The organism is Bradyrhizobium sp. I1.14.4, assembly GCF_050435825.1.
In the GTDB taxonomy this organism is placed as follows: Bacteria; Pseudomonadota; Alphaproteobacteria; order Rhizobiales; family Xanthobacteraceae; genus Bradyrhizobium.
Genome location: NZ_JBNDLA010000017.1, coordinates 1 through 15,813, shown reverse-complemented (window position 1 = coordinate 15,813; position 15,813 = coordinate 1). Strand labels below are relative to the sequence as shown.

Annotated in this window: 16 protein-coding genes; 8 read left to right on the top strand and 8 right to left on the bottom strand. The window is 64.4% G+C overall.

Annotated features, from left to right (window positions below; genetic code table 11):
• Nucleotides 1-140 precede the first annotated feature (140 nt).
• Both ABIB78_RS27100 and ABIB78_RS27095 read left to right on the top strand, forming a co-directional pair.
• On the top strand, nucleotides 141-977 hold the full coding sequence (locus tag ABIB78_RS27100) for a UDP-2,3-diacylglucosamine diphosphatase (protein WP_429030062.1): 837 nt from the start codon (nucleotides 141-143) through the stop codon (nucleotides 975-977).
• Entirely contained in the window at nucleotides 977-2,005 is a 1,029-nt protein-coding gene (locus tag ABIB78_RS27095) for a glycosyltransferase family 4 protein (protein ID WP_429029808.1), read from the top strand. Before ABIB78_RS27100 ends, ABIB78_RS27095 begins: the two co-directional genes overlap by 1 nt.
• Here ABIB78_RS27095 and ABIB78_RS27090 read toward each other — a convergent pair whose 3' ends face one another.
• The 3 genes from ABIB78_RS27090 to ABIB78_RS27080 are packed head-to-tail and all read right to left on the bottom strand — an operon-like array spanning nucleotide 2,006 to nucleotide 4,984.
• A complete protein-coding gene (locus ABIB78_RS27090; RefSeq protein WP_429029805.1) occupies nucleotides 2,006-3,136 on the bottom strand; it encodes a threonine synthase in 1,131 nt (376 codons plus the stop codon).
• A 13-nt stretch (nucleotides 3,137-3,149) separates the two neighbouring features.
• The gene (locus ABIB78_RS27085) at nucleotides 3,150-3,782 is read right to left on the bottom strand and encodes an HAD-IA family hydrolase (protein WP_429029802.1); all 633 of its coding nucleotides are present in this window, start codon (nucleotides 3,780-3,782) and stop codon (nucleotides 3,150-3,152) included.
• 41 nt (nucleotides 3,783-3,823) lie between these two features.
• Nucleotides 3,824-4,984: a DSD1 family PLP-dependent enzyme gene (locus tag ABIB78_RS27080; RefSeq protein ID WP_429029799.1), complete on the bottom strand. Its 1,161-nt coding sequence runs from the start codon at nucleotides 4,982-4,984 to the stop codon at nucleotides 3,824-3,826.
• A gap of 71 nt (nucleotides 4,985-5,055) precedes the next feature.
• Here ABIB78_RS27080 and ABIB78_RS27075 point away from each other — a divergent pair, with 71 nt between their 5' ends.
• Nucleotides 5,056-5,979 (top strand): LysR substrate-binding domain-containing protein, encoded by a 924-nt coding sequence (locus ABIB78_RS27075; protein ID WP_429029797.1) that lies wholly within the window; start codon nucleotides 5,056-5,058, stop codon nucleotides 5,977-5,979.
• A gap of 16 nt (nucleotides 5,980-5,995) precedes the next feature.
• Here ABIB78_RS27075 and ABIB78_RS27070 read toward each other — a convergent pair whose 3' ends face one another.
• Nucleotides 5,996-8,074 (bottom strand): acetoacetate--CoA ligase, encoded by a 2,079-nt coding sequence (locus tag ABIB78_RS27070; RefSeq protein ID WP_429029795.1) that lies wholly within the window; start codon nucleotides 8,072-8,074, stop codon nucleotides 5,996-5,998.
• Nucleotides 8,075-8,227: 153 nt separating this feature from the next.
• Here ABIB78_RS27070 and ABIB78_RS27065 point away from each other — a divergent pair, with 153 nt between their 5' ends.
• Nucleotides 8,228-9,229 carry a glycoside hydrolase family 3 N-terminal domain-containing protein gene (locus tag ABIB78_RS27065; protein ID WP_429029793.1) on the top strand — a complete coding sequence of 334 codons (1,002 nt, stop codon included), beginning with the start codon at nucleotides 8,228-8,230 and terminating at the stop codon, nucleotides 9,227-9,229.
• A gap of 96 nt (nucleotides 9,230-9,325) precedes the next feature.
• On the top strand, nucleotides 9,326-9,508 hold the full coding sequence (locus ABIB78_RS27060; protein ID WP_429029791.1) for a hypothetical protein: 183 nt from the start codon (nucleotides 9,326-9,328) through the stop codon (nucleotides 9,506-9,508).
• Nucleotides 9,509-9,603: 95 nt separating this feature from the next.
• Here the strand turns inward: ABIB78_RS27060 and ABIB78_RS27055 are convergent, their stop codons facing one another.
• Nucleotides 9,604-10,026: a hypothetical protein gene (locus ABIB78_RS27055; RefSeq protein ID WP_429029788.1), complete on the bottom strand. Its 423-nt coding sequence runs from the start codon at nucleotides 10,024-10,026 to the stop codon at nucleotides 9,604-9,606.
• 175 nt (nucleotides 10,027-10,201) lie between these two features.
• Here ABIB78_RS27055 and ABIB78_RS27050 point away from each other — a divergent pair, with 175 nt between their 5' ends.
• Complete coding sequence (locus ABIB78_RS27050; RefSeq protein ID WP_429029785.1) at nucleotides 10,202-10,339, top strand: hypothetical protein; 138 nt, start codon at nucleotides 10,202-10,204, stop codon at nucleotides 10,337-10,339.
• 301 nt (nucleotides 10,340-10,640) lie between these two features.
• A complete protein-coding gene (locus tag ABIB78_RS27045) occupies nucleotides 10,641-11,204 on the top strand; it encodes a helix-turn-helix domain-containing protein (protein WP_429029783.1) in 564 nt (187 codons plus the stop codon).
• A gap of 31 nt (nucleotides 11,205-11,235) precedes the next feature.
• On the opposite strand, the gene ABIB78_RS27040 is transcribed toward ABIB78_RS27045, so the two are convergent.
• The 3 genes from ABIB78_RS27040 to ABIB78_RS27030 form a co-directional block, all read right to left on the bottom strand.
• Nucleotides 11,236-11,484, bottom strand: a complete 249-nt coding sequence (locus ABIB78_RS27040) for a hypothetical protein (RefSeq protein WP_429029780.1) — start codon at nucleotides 11,482-11,484, stop codon at nucleotides 11,236-11,238.
• A gap of 152 nt (nucleotides 11,485-11,636) precedes the next feature.
• The gene (locus tag ABIB78_RS27035) at nucleotides 11,637-12,356 is read right to left on the bottom strand and encodes a Crp/Fnr family transcriptional regulator (protein ID WP_429029778.1); all 720 of its coding nucleotides are present in this window, start codon (nucleotides 12,354-12,356) and stop codon (nucleotides 11,637-11,639) included.
• A 195-nt stretch (nucleotides 12,357-12,551) separates the two neighbouring features.
• Complete coding sequence (locus ABIB78_RS27030; protein ID WP_429029775.1) at nucleotides 12,552-13,262, bottom strand: Crp/Fnr family transcriptional regulator; 711 nt, start codon at nucleotides 13,260-13,262, stop codon at nucleotides 12,552-12,554.
• A 556-nt stretch (nucleotides 13,263-13,818) separates the two neighbouring features.
• Here ABIB78_RS27030 and ABIB78_RS27025 point away from each other — a divergent pair.
• Nucleotides 13,819-15,339, top strand: coding sequence for a flagellin (locus ABIB78_RS27025; RefSeq protein ID WP_429029772.1), 1,521 nt, complete (start codon nucleotides 13,819-13,821; stop codon nucleotides 15,337-15,339).
• The last annotated feature ends 474 nt before the right edge of the window (nucleotides 15,340-15,813 follow it).

The window sequence follows — 15,813 nt, the reverse complement described above, 5'->3', positions numbered from 1 at the left end:
TTATTGCAGGCATTTATTGGCATCGCTCGATCTTCAGGCGATGCGCCAGCCGGGATGTCACGAAAGTTCTCGCGGGATTGGCCGAGGCCATCGCGGCGGCGTTTCGGCCGGACGGCGGCAAAATTGACACCCAACCTGCGATGCATGGGGCTGGCGATCGCACGGATGGGAAGCGGGTCGCACCGCGGGATGTCGCCAAGGTCAGGAGCCTCTTCATCTCCGACGTCCATCTCGGAACCCGAGGATGCCAGGCCGAGCGATTGATCGACTTCCTTCGTCACCATGATGCCGAAACCGTGTTCCTGGTCGGCGACATCGTCGATGGCTGGTATCTGCGGTCGAGCTGGTACTGGCCCAGGGCGCACAATGCGGTTGTGCGGGAGCTGATCGAGCTTGCGCAACGGGGCCGGCGCCTGGTCTACATTCCCGGCAATCACGACGAGTTTCTACGCGACTATGCCGGTGCGGCATTCGGCGGCGTCGAGATTGTCGAACGGGCGATCCATCGTGGCCTCGACGGTCGCGATTACCTCGTCGTTCACGGCGATCATTTTGATCTCGTGGTGCGGCATGCGCGCTGGCTCGCACTGATCGGCGATGTCGGCTATCGGGCCGCGCTGGCCTGCAACGTCTGGCTCAACTGGATCAGGCGCCGATTTGGGTTCGGCTATTGGTCGTTCTCGTCCTGGGCAAAATTGCGGGTCAAGAATGCGGTCAACCACATCGGCCGGTTCGAGGAGGTGCTGTCGTCGGAGGCCAGGCGCAGCAACGTTCAAGGCGTGATCTGCGGTCACATCCACCACGCGGCACTGCATGACGATTTCGGCGTCCGCTACATCAACACCGGGGATTGGGTGGAGTCGTGCACGGGCGTGGTCGAGCGCTACGACGGGCAGTTCGAAATCGTCCGATGGACGGATGCGCAGGGCGCGTTGGATAGGGCAGACCTCGCGCCGCTCACGCAGGCGGCCGCCTGATGCGCGTGCTGGTGGCAACCGACGCCTGGCGGCCGCAGATCAATGGTGTGGTCCGCTCGCTCGAATACCTTGCCAGTGAAGCGCCGTCGCTCGGCGCCGAAATCACTTTTCTGACGCCGGCCGATTTCTGCACCGTGCCGTTGCCCGGCTACCCGGAGATTCGGCTCGCACTGCCGTCGGTCGGGCGTATCGCGCGCGCGATCGCGGCGTCGCGCCCGGACTCGGTGCACATCGCGACCGAAGGCCCGATCGGCTGGATCAGCCGGCATGTCTGCCGGACACACGGCTTTCCGTTCACGACTAGCTATCACACCCGCTTTCCAGAATATCTCGCCGCCCGGCTGCCGGTGCCGCTGAGGTGGAGCTATGCGGCGTTACGCCGCTTCCACAATGGTGGCGACGGCATCATGGTCGGCTCGCCGTCGCTCGAGCGGGCGCTGCAAGCGCATGGCTTCCGCAAGTTGATGCCGTGGTCGCGCGGCGTCGATGCCGAGCTGTTTTGCCCCCGCGCGGCGCGGCCGCTCGCGTTCCCGGCGCCGGTGTTCCTCTATGTCGGCCGCGTCGCGGTCGAGAAGAACCTTGAAGCCTTTCTCGGTCTCGACCTGCCCGGCTCGAAAATCGTGGTCGGGGACGGGCCGCTGCGCGGCAGTTTGCAGGCGCGATTTCCGCAAGCGCATTTTCTCGGCACGCGGACCGGCCGGGCGCTCGCCGATGTCTATGCGTCAGCCGACGTCATGGTGTTTCCAAGTCTGACCGACACGTTCGGGATGGTGATCCTCGAGGCGCTGGCCAGCGGCCTGCCGGTTGCGGCCTTTCCGGTGATGGGACCGCTCGACGTGATCGGCAAGTCGGGCTGCGGTTGTCTCGATCACGATCTGCGGCGCGCGGCGCTCGGCGCGCTGCGTGTGCCGGGCGAGAAATGCCGTGCCCACGCCTTGACATTCACCTGGCAGGAAAGTGTGCGGCAGTTTCTCGACAATATCGGACGGGCGCACGCCACGCCGGTGCGCGCAGCGGCCGCGGGCTGACTAGTTGCCGAGCAGTTCCGTGATCAGCGAGGCCGCCTTGATCCCGGTGCCGCTGATGATGACGACGGTGCGCTCCGCCGGCCGGATCGCGCCGCGCGCCTTCAGGACGTCGAGTGCGGCGGCGGCGGAGGCCGAGGTCGGCTCGACGAACAGGCCGGTGCGCGCCAGCCGTTGCAATGCGGCGACGATGCCTTCTTCGGGAATTGCGACCGTGCCGCCGCCGCTCTCCCTCAGCGCCGCGATCATCTGTTTCAGCCGCAGCGGATGCTTGATCGCGGTGCCCTCGGCGATGGTCTTGCGAACCTCGCGATCGACTGGCGTGTCGAGGCCGGCGGCAAAGCTGGCGTCGACCGGCGAGCAGTTGAGCGGTTGTGCCGCGAACAGGCGCGGCAGACGCATGATCTGTCCTGCCTCCAGCAACTCCGTGAAGCCGATGTAACAGCCGAGCAGGCTGCTGCCGGCACCGACCGGCATGATGACGTTGTCGGGCGCGGTGAAGCCAAAATCTTCCCAGATCTCGTAGGCCAGCGACTTGGTGCCTTGAAGGAAGAACGGCTGCCAGTTGTGGCTGGAATAGAAGATCTGCTTCGATTGGCGGATCGCTTCCGCCTCGGATTCCTCGCGCGGACCTTCGACCAGCTGCACCTCGGCGCCGAAGGCGTGCATCTGTGCCACCTTCATCGGCGACGTCGTGGCCGGCGCGAGGATCCTGACCCGCATGCCGCCCGCCGCGCCATAGGCCGAGACGGACGCGCCGCCATTGCCGGAGCTGTCTTCCAGCACCGCGTCGACGCCGAGCTGGCGCAGCAACGACAGCATCACCGTGGTGCCGCGATCCTTGAAGCTTGCGGTCGGGTTGAACCATTCGAGCTTGAAATGCGGCCGCAGATCATCCCACGCCTTCTCGACCGCAGGCGTGCAGCCTTCGCCCATCGTGATCGGCTGTCTGATCTCGACCGGCAGCGCCGCGCGATAGCGCCACAGCGACCGCGTCCCGCGATCGATGTCGTCGCGGGAGATGCCGGGTAGCGGTGTTACGAGCAGCGGCTTGCCCTCGTCGGAGCACCAGCGCGGGACATCCAGCGGATAAAGATTTCCGTTGAGCGGGTCGATGTAGCTCGGTGAAGGCATCTCAGTTCGATCCTCAGGGGGCGCGCCGGCCGGACAAGTTGCGACCAAGCACGAAGGCCGGCAAGGTCGCAAGGTTGTCACGAACCATGATTGGGGCGGGCGCCCCTTCCGGCAGGTTCATTGCGGCCCGATTATGCCACCAAGTCGGCAAGCGCACACGTGCTGTGCCGAACAGATCATAGGCCGATCCCGCGACGAACAGGCATCGATTGGCGGGCACTGGCAGCTCGTCGAGCGCGAGCTGATAGGGTTGCGGCTGCGGCTTGTAATAGCCGGCCCGCTCGGCCGTGACCAGGACGGCGAGAGGAACGCCAATGCGGTCGGCCGCGATGCGGCCGAGCTGCTCCGAGCAGTTCGTCACGATGCCGAGCACGACGCCGGCGTCGTGCAGCGTTCGCAGAACACCGTGGACCTCGGGCCAGGGATCGAGCTCCGCGTAGCGTGCGCCAAGCTCCGCAGCCCGTTCGAACGGCAGTCCCACATTGCGTGCGGCCTCGCCCACCAGATCCTCATAGGGACGGTAGCGTCCGGTGGCATAGGTGTTCCTGAGGTATTCGGCCCGCCAGCGGTATCCGGCTTCATCGGAGCCCGCGACCTTGTTCCAGAGCGTCCAGCTGTCGAGCAGCGCGGTCAGCAGGTCGAACATAACGGCGTCATAGGCTCGCGTCATGGACTGTGCTTCGTCTCCTACCATCCGCAAAACCGCTCCCATTGCCTGACGGTGTCGGAGCGGGCAGCGACGACATGGTAGCGGTCGTGCTGGGCTCCGGTCGCACAGGCGTGGTTCGGCAGTATCCGCACCCTTGCGCCAACCGGCAGCGTAGCCTGCGGCGCGGTGCTGCCGGGACGGCAGGCGATGATGCCGTGCTCCTGATTGGTTTCAGTCACGATCAGGTCGGGATAGGGCCGTCCATCGATGTCGCAGACGATGCCGTAGCCCTGATCGATCGGCTGCTTCGCGGTGCCGCGATCGCGCGACAGCGCCATCCAGCCTGCGTCGATGAAGGTCCAGCCGCGATCGGCGCGATGGCCGATCACCGTCGCGAGCACCGACAGCGCAATGTCCTCGACCGCGCAGACCCCGATCCCGGCCATGACCAGATCGAACATCACGAAAACGCCGGCGCGCACCTCGGTGACGCCATCGAGGCGTCGCGCAAAATGGGCTGTCGGCGTCGAGCCAACGCTGACCACGGGGCACGGCAGTCCGGCCGAGCGCAACACCTCGGCGCAAGCGACCGCGGCGGTGCGCTCCTGCTCGGCCGCCTGCTCGAGCGCCGCCACACTGCGGCAGGAATAGGATTCTCCGGCATGGGCCATGACGCCGCGCAATTCGGCGCCACCGGCATGGATCGCGCGACCGATCTCGACGAGCTGCGGGTCGCCCGCGCCGACGCCGGCGCGATGGCCATCGCAATCGATCTCGATCAGCACGGGAATACGGTCGTTCGTCATGCGCGCCATCGTGGTGACGGCGGCCGCCTGCTCCAGGCTGTCGAGCACCACGGACAAGTTCACGCCCTGCCGCCGCAGCGCGGCGACGCGATCGAGCTTTTGCGGCGCGATGCCGACGGCATAGAGGATGTCTTTCACGCCTGCCGCGGCAAAGACCTCCGCCTCCTGCAGGGTCGAGACCGCGGCCGGGCCGGCCGGACCATCCATCACGGCTCGCGCCGCCGGAATTGATTTCGCGGTCTTCAGATGCGGGCGCAGCGGCACGCCAAGCGGCGCCAGCCTCGTCTTCAGGCGCGCGATGTTGTGCAGCATCCGGTCTTCGTCGAGGACGAGGCAGGGCGTGTCGAGATCGGCAAGCGGATGCGGTGCGTTCAAAACGGGGGCTGATGACATGCGGCGAGACTAGCCGTTTCCATGCTAAGTGCAATTTACCGAATGTCATTCTTAGATTAAGTCTGGACTTAATGATTTCGACCGACGACATCCGCTTCTTTGCGGCAATCGCCACGGCCCGGTCGCTTGCGGCCGCGGCGCGGGCGCTCGACGTGACGCCATCAGCGGTCTCGCAGCGGCTGCAGAGCCTCGAGCAGCGGTTGGGTGTTCAACTGATCAGCCGTTCCGCCCGGCGGCTGACGCTGACCGACGAGGGCGAGCTTCTGGTGGTGCGCGGCGGCGCATTGCTCGACGATGCAACGGAGCTCACGGAAGCGCTGCAGGCGCGTCGCGGAACCATCTCGGGCCATCTGAAGGTTCTCGCGCCGCTCGGCTTCGGACGTCACCACATCGCCCCGGTCGTTGCGGCCTTCCGATCCCGACACCCCGACGTGTCCGTCGAGCTCGAGCTATCCGATCGGCCGGGGCGTGCCGCCGCGGGCGCCTGGGACGTCTTGATTCACATCGGCGCCTTGACTGATTCCACGCTTCGCCTGCTGCGGCTTGCTCCGAACGAGCGCTATCTATGCGCCTCGCCGGCCTATCTGAAGCGCCGCGGAACGCCGGTAAGCCCGCAGGATCTGCGCGGTCATGATTGCATCGCACTGCGGGAGAACGAGGAGCACGTGACGCTCTGGCGGTTCTCCCGCAGGCGCGCGGCGTCGGCGCCTGATGTCATCAGGATCGAGCCAATACTGTCGAGCAATGACGGTGAGGTCGTGAAGGCCTGGGCGCTGGCGGATCACGGCCTGATCGTGAGGTCGGAGTGGGATGTCGCCGGGGATCTCGCCTGTGGCCGACTTGTGCGTGTCCTGCCGAACTTCCGCCTGCCGCCGGCCGACATCGTTGCGCTGCTCAATCCGGGCCGCGGCGGCCGGGCCAGACGCACGCAGGCTTTCGTGGAGCACCTGCGCGCCGGCCTCTCGCCGCCGCCATGGCGCAGCAGGCCGCGATGACAGACAGCGCGATCGCTTACGCCGCGCCGCCCTGCTTGCTCAGATAGCTCCTTGCAAAGTCGAGATACCAGTCGAGGCACGCGGGATTGGCCATCGCATCGCGGTTGATGACCTTTTCGATCGCATGGCCGAGCAACAGCTTCTTGACCGGCAGCTCCTGCTTCTTGCCGGACAGCGTGCGCGGAATTTCCGTCACCACGAAGATGTCGTTGGGCAGGAAGCGGCGCGACAGCCCGGCCTCGACCGCCTTGTTGATCTTCGCCTTCATCTCGGCATCGAGGGCGATGCCCTCGCGCAACACCACGAACAGCGGCATGTAGCTGTCGCGGCCGAGATATTCGAGGTCCACGACCATCGAATCCAGCACCTCGGGCAGCGCCTCGATCGCTGAATAAAGCTCGCTGGTGCCCATCCGCAAGCCATGGCGGTTGATGGTGGCGTCGCTGCGGCCGTAGATCACGCAGGAGCCGTCGGGATTGATCTTGAGCCAGTCGCCATGCCGCCACACCGGGCCGCGGCCGGACCCGTCGAAATTGTCGGGGTAGGTCTCGAAATAGCTGGCCAGGTAGCGCGCATTGCCGGGATCGTTCCAGAAGCGCAGCGGCATCGAGGGCAGCGGCTCGGTGCAGACGAGCTCACCGACCTCGTCAATCACGGCACGGCCCTGCTCGTCGAACGCTTCCACCGCGCAGCCGAGCAGGCGGCATTGCATGATGCCCGGCGTCTGCGGCAGTTCGCGATTGCCGCCGATGAAGGCGCCGGCGAAATCGGTGCCGCCGGAAATATTCGCCCACCACACGTCGGCCTGCGCGGCGTTGCCGTTGCGTTTCGAAAGTGCGGCGAAGCGCTCATTGAACCAGGCTTGCGTATCGGCGCTGAGCGGCGAGCCGGTCGAGCCGAGCGTGCGCAGCGCTGTCAGATCGCCGACGGCAGCGAGATCGATCTCCGCCTTGGTGCAGTTGGCGAAGAACGCCGCGCCCGCGCCGAAGAAGGTTGCCTTTGCATCGGCGACGAAGCGCCACAGCGTGGTCCAGTCCGGCTTGTCCTTGCTGCCGCCGGGACTGCCGTCGAAGAGGCAGCAGGTCGTGCCGTTGAGCAGGCCATTGGCCTGGCAATTCCACATGATCCAGCCGGTCGAAGAGTACCAGTGAAAGCGTTCGCCGAACGAGTTCGGCTGATAGCTGCAGCCGATGTCGTTGTGCAGCGTCGAGAGCGGCAGCGCCACGACGATCACGCCGCCATGGCTGTGCAGGATCGGCTTCGGCAATCCCGTCGTGCCCGAGGAATAGACGATCCAGAGCGGGTGATCGAACGGTAGCCATTCCGGCTCGAAGGCGTCGATCTCCAAGCTCCGGCCCGCGAGGATGGATGACAGCTGCGTTTCGGACGGCGCGGTATCGCTGTGCAGGATGACATGCTGCACGGTCGGCAGCGCGCGCCGCAGCTCCTCGATCACGGCCTGCCGGTCATGGCGGCGGCCGGCATAGGTCACGGCGTCGCAGGCGATCAATACCTTTGGCTCGATCTGCCTGAAGCGGTCGATCACTGCGGGTGCCGCCATGTCGGGCGCGCAGACGCTCCAGATCGCACCCAAGCTCGCGGTCGCCAGAAACGCGATGATCGTCTCCGGGATGTTCGGCAGATAGGCCGCGACACGATCACCGGCGCGGACGCCGTTGGCCCTCAGATGCAGCGCAAGCGCCGCCGATTTGCGCTGCAGCTCCGGCCAGCTCGTCTCCGAAAGTTTGCCGTCCTCGCCGCTCGAGATCAGGGCCGGCAGGCCGGCGGCATGCGCCGGCGCGACATGACGGAAGACCTGGCGCGCATAGTTCACCGAAGCGCCGGGAAACCACACCGCGCCCGGCATCTTGCGCTCGGCCAGCACCGCCGAATGCGGCGTCGGCGAGCGCAGGTCAAAATAATCCCAGACGCTCTGCCAGAACGCGTCGATATCGCTGACCGACCAGCGCCGCATCGCCTCGAAATCCGCAAACTCAAGGCCGCGGGTCTCGTTCAGCCATTCGCGGTAAAGGGCCATTTGCGGGACGTAAGGTGCTGTCATGGGCGGTTTCCGAAGTTTCTTGTGTTGTGGCATGCGCGATAGGGGCGTGCCGGCGTGTCTTAACATAGTGATGCGAGCACGGGGAACGCGGTCGAGCCGCGGCTTGCGTCATATTCTTACCGCCGCCGCAGCGTGCTATCCGTTGGGTACGGACCGATTCCATGCGTATCCGATAGGTGAGCAACCATGTCCGTCGGCGAACTGTTCATCCTTGGCTTCTACGGCAAAGTCATTCCGCCCTGGCTGACGGAGTTTGCCGCGCAATTCGGGCTCGGCGGGGTGATCCTGTTCGATTACTCCTGCCAGACCCGGCAATACGACAACAACATCGCTTCGCCCGCGCAGGTGCAGTTGCTCTGCGCCGAGATCGCGGCGCTGCCATCACAGCCCCTGGTCTTCATCGACCAAGAGGGTGGTCTGGTGCGCCGGCTCAAGGAGACCAGCGGTTTTCAGCCGCTGCCGAGCGCGAAGGATTTCAATCTGCTCGCAACAGCGGAAAAGCGGACGATCCTGGCCGCAAGCTACGGCGAGTTGCGCCGGCTCGGCATCCGCTACAATGCCGCGCCCGTCATCGACGTCGACTACAATTCCGACAATCCCAATATCGGCAGGATCAAGCGGTCTTACTCGTCCGATATCGGTGAGGTCGAGGCCAATGCCCGCCTGGTCGATGCCGCGGCGCGGCAGGCGGGCGTGGGTCTTTGCCTGAAGCACTATCCGGGCATCGGCGGCGCGCGCGTCGATTCACATCTGGAGTTCATGGACATCTCCGATGCGCTGCGGCCGGAGCAGGAAGACCTGTTCTACACACTGGCTCCGCACATCCATGGCGATGCGGTGCTGGTCAGCCACGCCATCGTCGGGAAGTGGGACGCACAGCATCCGATGACACTGTCATCGGCCGGGATTGGCCGGCTTCGCCGTTGCCTGCCCGAGACGCTGCTGATTACCGACGACATGCAGATGCAGGGCCTGCAGAAGGCGCTCGGCACCTGCGCTGCCAGTCTGCAGGCGATCGCCGCCGGCATGGATATGATCTGTATCGGCAACAATATGTTCGGTCAGGAGCGGGAGATGGCCGGCATCGCCGCGGCGATCGCGGGTGCGGTGCAGGACGGAGCGCTCGATCAAGCTGCGGTGCAGCGGTCCATTGCACGGGTGCGAAAGCGCAAGGCGCTGCTCGCGTAACGGCATTGAACCAATTTTTGCGCCGGGCGACCACAAGGAGCGGAACCAAATTTCATTGCCGCGATTTAACAAAGACGCTCATCGGGGCTAACAACCATGAAGATGCTCAAGCGTCTCTTCCGATTGACCTGGCTACGCCGCGCCGCGCGCAACCCAGCCGATTTTCCGCCTGCCTCCATCGATCCCGACGAATTCAGCCGCCTGCTTTGCAGCGGGCGCGCCGAGGATTTGCGGATATTGGCAAAGCGGCTGAGCCAGCGCTCGCGGGCGCACGCCTAGGCGGTCGATCGGGTCCAGTCGCGAGCCGGTTCTCACCAGAACCGGCAAGTCCAGCGCGCGGCCGCAACTCCAGCTCTACCTCTCGACGCGATCGGCTACTGCTTTGCCTTTTCGTGATTGCCGATCCCGACCGCCTTGTAGTCGTAAGTCGGGTAGAACTCGGTGCGATAGGCACCCCAGGCACTGTTCTCGATGACACGGTTGACCTCGCGCAGCCGCGATGCCGGCAGCCGCAGGGTCACCACCTGGCCGACCCCCATCATCACGTACCAGCTGACGACCTCGACGCCTTCGGGCGGAAACGCCTTGTAGAAGCCCTGCCGCTCAAGCTGCGCGTTCAGCTCGCTGAGCGGGCGCGACTGATCATGCTTGAAGAAGATCGTGATCATGACCGCGTTGTCCGGTGTCGGCGTTGCATCGCTGGTCGGCGCGGTCTGAGCCTGCGCGCCGGCGCCGAACAGCAGCGTTGCGGCGAGCGCCGCGATCGTCAGCCAATATCCATTCCGCCCTCGCTTCATTGTCGCGCCCTTTTGTTGTTGGTCGGGAGGTGGCGATCATCGCGGCGCGTGCCGGGGCTGTAAATTGACGTTCGCCTGACCGATGTCCGCTCGATGCTCTCGGCCGATGTGAACCGGCTCATAGGTGTGGGCACCAGCGCGCGGTATGCCGATGGCCATCCCGATGCCCAGAGCGATGATCGATGACGACCCGGCGAATGGCGTATTGGTGGTTCAGGTTCGTTTTTTCGGGGCGGTTCCTGCAGAAGTTCCTTCGCCTCCGGCGCCGTTGATGGCCAAGGCGCGGCGCGAATCCGTGCCATTTTCGACCTGAAAATCAGGACGACGGGCTGCGCCCAGGAGAGCAATGCTCGGTAGATTTCTACCTGCGGAACCATCGGGATGAAGCAATCTCGCCCGTCCCGTAAGAATACTGTAATTCGATTCAAATATGCGAGATTCGTTGCCAAATCAGCGGCCATCTGTGCCTGCTTGGCAGGTCGGGGCCTGAGGTCACAGTTGCGTCACCCGTAGTTTTACGGGGTCCCGTGTTAACGCGGCCACAAGTTCACCTTTGGTAAACCATACTTATGACGCAACATGACAATCGAGCCGAGGCGCGCCTTCCGACATGGATGGGTGGAACCGCGACGCTCGAGACGCAGCCGCTTGAGCTTCAGGGAGCCGCTGCGCCGCGACCGCAGGTGACCGCGGATGCCGGCGCCGCGATCGTCCGCCAGTTCAATGGGCCGGTGACCGCGCTGCTGCTCTACATGAACGAGCTCAAACAGCACAGTCAGCAGTTCGCGCACGCCCCCGGCAACGGGGTTTATCTGCGGCAGGTGATCGAGAACGCGCTCGAGCAGACCGAGCGGGTGTCCGCGATGCTCAAGCAGATTTCCGATCTCTATCCGAATGCCGTGCCGGCCACCGATCTCAAGCCGCCGGGCAACGACAAGGCGGCGGGCTCCCGATCGCCTGAAATCATGTTCGCGCCGGAAGCCGGCCGCAAACCGTTGACCAAGCGTGAACGTGAAGTGCTCAGCCTGATCAGCGACGGCTATTCCAACAAGCAGGGCGCGCTACGGATGAACATCAGCCCGCGCACATTCGAGAGTCATCGCGCCGAGGCCATGCGCAAGCTTGGTGCGCGCAACACCGCCGATCTCGTCCGCAAGGCCTTGCTGCATTCCGCTTGAGCGGTGAACCCGGTTCGTTAGAATCCAGCTCTCAGATATCGTCTTCCGTGGCGAAGCACAGGCGCGGCGCGAGCCGCGCGGCCGGGGCGGCCACCTTCGGTTCATCCGGAACGATCGTGACTACCCACGCCGCCGCCGCGCCTGACCTGCTTTCGACGATCGCGCGCACGCGTCCCGTGACTGTCGTGCCGGCCGACCGGACCGTGGCAGGCCGGCCGTTGAACTGGGCCATGCGAAAGCGCCGGGCTTCCTTCCGATCAGTCGTCTGGTACGTGAACATCGGCTCCCCCGTGCGTCGACGCGATTGTGGGGGATGCAGCGTTATCCGACGGTGAAAATCGCACGCCGTAGAAGTACGGCTTGGAGCATGATCCGGAACAGTGGAGGCCGGCTTTCCGGCGAGATCATAGTCCAAGAAGATCGAGCAGACCGTCAGCCGCCGACTTCCTGGCAACTCAATAGCCCCGCATACTGCGCCTTGACCGCAGCGTAGCATTCGCACGCGGTCTTGATCAGTCCATCGCCGTTGGTGATCTCGATGTGCCCGCGGCTGTAATGGATGAAATTGGCCTGTTGCAAGGTGTGCGCGACCAGCGACACGCTGTTGCGGCGTGCGCCGATCATCTGCGCCATCGCCTCCTGCGTCAGGACGATCTTGTTGCTGCCGGAGAGATCGCGCGTGTGCAGCAGGCACCGCGCCAGCCGCGACTCCACGGTGTGCGCGGCGTTGCAGCCGGCCGTCTGCTGGATTTGGGCATAGACGGCGAGCCCGTGCCGGATCAGTCTCGCGCGAAGTGTCGGGCTCTGGCCGGCCGCCGCGCGCAACGGCTCGAGTTCGACCGTCGAGGCGACGCCGGGCACCAGCACCATGGCGTTGTTCAGGACGGGGCCTTCGACGAGCGGGGCGAACGCGCCGAAGATGCTGTCGCGGCCAACCATCGCGACCTGCACGCGCTCGCCTCTTGCGAGCTTGACCACCAGCGAAATCACGCCCTTGTGCGGCATGTATGTCCGGTTGAGCATCTCGTCGGTCTCGATCAGCACAGAATCGGCGGCGAGGTCGACCGTCCGCAGATGCGGCCGGATCAATTCGAAATCACTCGCCGAGAGCGAAGACAGGAATCCGTTGGGTGATCGCGGAACCGTATCCAAAGCAACCTCCTGCCTGCCGGCAAAGCTTGTCTCTGGGCATCAGGGCTGACGCGTGCAGCTGGACGTCCTTGCAACTTATTCTGGCATGTCCGGGTTCCAAATGGAAACACGTCTTGGTTCCAATAGGAATAGACTTATCGCCGCATCATCGTTTGCATTGTCTGGCCGGTCAGTTGGACGAGCGCGGCACGCCGGTCAATCTTCCGGCCCGATCAATTGTTCGGCGTGCGCCTTGACCGTCGCATAGCATTCACACGCCGCCTTCCGCAGACCGTCGATATCGGTGATTTCGATATGACCGCGGCTGTAACGCAGGATGCCGGCCTGCTGAAACCCATGCGCGACGATCGAGACCGCGTTGCGCCGGACGCCGATCATCTGTGCCAGCATCTCCTGCGTCAGCGGCAATGCCTCGCTGCCGCACAGGTCGCGGGCGCGCAGCAACCATCTTGACAGCCGTGCCTCCACCGGATGGGAAACGTTGCAGGCAACGGATTGTTGCGTCTGCGCCATCAGCGCCTGCTCATAGAGTGCAACCAGGGTCCGGAAATCTGCGCTGCGATTTGCTGCTTCGCGGAAATCCTCCGCCCGCACGGTCGAAGCCGTGCCCGGAACCACGACGATCGCGTCGGCAAGCAGCGGTCGCTCATGCAGGGCGGCGGACGCGCCCACAATGCCGTCGCGACCGATGGTTGCAATCTCGACAGATTGCCCGTCTGACAGACTGACCATCATCGAGACCACGCCGCTGTGCGGGAAATAGACCCGCTGCACCGGCACGCCGGCATCGGCGAGCACCGTTTCCTTGGTCAGGTCGACGGTTTCAATAACGGGATGAAGTTGCGCGTATTCCGTGGAGGGAAGTGCTTGCAACAGACGATTGGGCGGACGCGATACCGCGGACATTGGAGCTCCTGCCGAGGGCGGGAGCACTACGGTCTCGCATCACCTACTCTTGGCGTGTGGACAGCGAACATAGCTTGCCTGTCCAATTGCACAAGGGTTGTAGTGCGAACCTTATACCCTCTAGGGGGCAGACGGTCGGCATCACATCAGCCCGCGCGCGATCGGGGTCGATTCGAGCGGCAAGCATCGCGGGCGATACGGTTGCGGCATTGTCGCGCATTTATTGATTTCCATTAACTCTAATGCGCACCTAACCGTTCGTCGTCGTGATGGTCATTCCGGCTTTTCGAGGCCCACGATCGGCAGCGTCAGCATGGGGCAAGTTCCGCAAATGCGAGGACAAATTCGCCGCCGCGACTTTGATGCGGCGGCGGACACGCGCCGCTCGGCCGCGCGTCTGCACCGGCGGCCGTAGAATTACCGACAGAGCCGTTCTGGGTATTTGTACGGAGCAGCCCTTTAACCAACGGGTAGCGCGGACAGACCAGTGTGGCGGGGGTCGCCGTGTGAAAGTTACGGCGTCGCGTCAATCGTGTTCATCCAGAAGGGTATCAGTATGTCCGGCATCGTTCTTTCGGCATCGGTCCGTCAAAATCTGCTTTCGCTGCAGTCGACGGCCGACCTGCTCGCCACCACGCAGAACCGCTTGTCCACCGGCAAGAAGGTCAACACCGCTCTCGACAATCCGACCAACTTCTTCACGGCGCAGTCGCTCGACAACCGCGCCAGCGACATCAACAACCTGCTGGACGGCATCGGCAACGGCGTGCAGGTGCTGCAGGCTGCCAACACCGGCATCACCTCGCTGCAGAAGCTCGTCGACAGCGCCAAGTCGGTCGCCAACCAGGCCCTGCAGGCCGCGGTCGGCTATTCCGCGAAGTCGTCGTTCTCGACCGCCGCGATCCCCGGCGCGACGACCGACAACATCCTCGGCAATGCCGCTGCGACCAACGCCGTCGTCACCGGCACGTCTGCGCTCCCCACGATCGACTTGACGGCTGCCGCAGCTGACCTGACCTTCAAGGTCAACAGCCAGACGGTCACTCTGACGAAGGGCTCGTCCTACACGGCGGCCCAGATCACGAGCGCAATCAACACCCAGGTCGGCACCAGTGCCAAGGTCAACGCCACGCTCAACGGCGGCGGAGATCTGGTTCTGACCAGCACCAACACCGCGGGCGCCTCGGATAGCGTCACCGTCGACACCTTCAGCTCCGGCGATGCGACCCAACTCGGCTTCGCGGCTGCTACCGCGACCGCCAGCGGCGCCGCCGCCGGCAGCCCGCTGAGCGGCCTCACGCTGACCATTGGCGCGACCGGCAACGGCACTGCCACCAGCATCACCTTCGGCACCAGTGCAGGCCAGGTGAAGTCGCTCAACGACCTGAACAACGCACTGTCGGCCAACAACCTGCAGGCCTCGCTCAGCGCGAGCGGCGCACTCACCATCAGCACCACCAACGATGCCGCTTCGGCGACCATCGGCGCGGTCGGCGGCACGGCTGCCGGCGCCGGCAAGCTGTTCAACGGCCTGACGGGAGGTGCGCCGGTGCAGGATCCGACGGCACTGGCGAACCGTTCCAACCTGGTCAGCCAGTACAACAACATCCTGGATCAGATCACCACGACGGCCCAGGACGCTTCCTACAACGGCATCAACCTGCTCAATGGCGATCAGCTCAAGCTGACCTTCAACGAGACGGGCACCTCGACGCTGAAGATCCAGGGCGTGACTTTCGATGCCTCCGGTCTCAACCTCACCAAGCTGACCGCTGGCACGGACTTCATCGACAACGCTTCGGCCAACGCCACGCTGAAGACGCTCAACAGCGCGAGCGGCCTGCTGCGCACCCAGGCTTCGACCCTCGGTTCGAACCTGTCGATCGTGCAGATCCGCCAGGACTTCTCGAAGAACCTGATCAACGTGCTGCAGACCGGCTCGTCCAACCTGACGCTGGCCGATACCAACGAGGAAGCGGCCAACAGCCAGGCGCTGTCGACCCGCCAGTCGATCGCGGTGTCCGCGCTGGCGCTGGCCAACCAGTCGCAGCAGAGCGTTCTGCAGCTGCTCCGCTAAGCGTAGCCGCGACAGACAACGAATAGCGAGGCGGCGGAGGAAACTCCGCCGCCTTTGCTTATGCGTGAACAACCATCCCGCCGGCTTCAACCAATGGGCGATCGGTTCTGATGCAGGCGGACGTCATCGCCGCGAATGTTTCAACGGGCTTAACGGCCTCTCGATCTCATTTGGTTCAAATTGCGATAACCGGTGGAACGGCCTCTTTCCCGTCCGGGTGGTAAGGGCCTGTCCTTGTGAGACGGGGCCGTGATGCGTCGTCCTTGAAGAGCTTCATCGTCCGTATTTGCACGGACGGCAAAATTAACGTCGCCGTGAAGTCGGCCAAGTTATCGGTGCGAGGCGACCGTTCCGCAGCACTTTGAGGGAGCTTTTTCCGATGGACGATCTGTTGCGCGAGTTCCTGACGGAGAGCAGCGAGAGCCTGGATACGGTCGACAACCAGCTGGTGCAGTTCGAGCAGGATCCGAACAA

Bases quoted from the DNA above. Each gene is read 5' to 3' on its own strand.
- ABIB78_RS27075 (WP_429029797.1), top strand. From the start codon at position 5,056: ATGATTTCGACCGACGACATCCGCTTCTTTGCGGCAATCGCCACGGCC.
- ABIB78_RS27060 (WP_429029791.1), top strand. From the start codon at position 9,326: ATGAAGATGCTCAAGCGTCTCTTCCGATTGACCTGGCTACGCCGCGCC.
- ABIB78_RS27025 (WP_429029772.1), top strand. From the start codon at position 13,819: ATGTCCGGCATCGTTCTTTCGGCATCGGTCCGTCAAAATCTGCTTTCG.
- ABIB78_RS27090 (WP_429029805.1), bottom strand. From the start codon at position 3,136: ATGCCTTCACCGAGCTACATCGACCCGCTCAACGGAAATCTTTATCCG.
- ABIB78_RS27080 (WP_429029799.1), bottom strand. From the start codon at position 4,984: ATGTCATCAGCCCCCGTTTTGAACGCACCGCATCCGCTTGCCGATCTC.
- ABIB78_RS27100 (WP_429030062.1), top strand. From the start codon at position 141: ATGCATGGGGCTGGCGATCGCACGGATGGGAAGCGGGTCGCACCGCGG.
- ABIB78_RS27050 (WP_429029785.1), top strand. From the start codon at position 10,202: ATGATCGATGACGACCCGGCGAATGGCGTATTGGTGGTTCAGGTTCGT.
- ABIB78_RS27030 (WP_429029775.1), bottom strand. From the start codon at position 13,262: ATGTCCGCGGTATCGCGTCCGCCCAATCGTCTGTTGCAAGCACTTCCC.
- ABIB78_RS27045 (WP_429029783.1), top strand. From the start codon at position 10,641: ATGGGTGGAACCGCGACGCTCGAGACGCAGCCGCTTGAGCTTCAGGGA.
- ABIB78_RS27070 (WP_429029795.1), bottom strand. From the start codon at position 8,074: ATGCCACAACACAAGAAACTTCGGAAACCGCCCATGACAGCACCTTAC.
- ABIB78_RS27085 (WP_429029802.1), bottom strand. From the start codon at position 3,782: ATGTTCGACCTGCTGACCGCGCTGCTCGACAGCTGGACGCTCTGGAAC.
- ABIB78_RS27055 (WP_429029788.1), bottom strand. From the start codon at position 10,026: ATGAAGCGAGGGCGGAATGGATATTGGCTGACGATCGCGGCGCTCGCC.
- ABIB78_RS27095 (WP_429029808.1), top strand. From the start codon at position 977: ATGCGCGTGCTGGTGGCAACCGACGCCTGGCGGCCGCAGATCAATGGT.
- ABIB78_RS27065 (WP_429029793.1), top strand. From the start codon at position 8,228: ATGTCCGTCGGCGAACTGTTCATCCTTGGCTTCTACGGCAAAGTCATT.
- ABIB78_RS27040 (WP_429029780.1), bottom strand. From the start codon at position 11,484: ATGTTCACGTACCAGACGACTGATCGGAAGGAAGCCCGGCGCTTTCGC.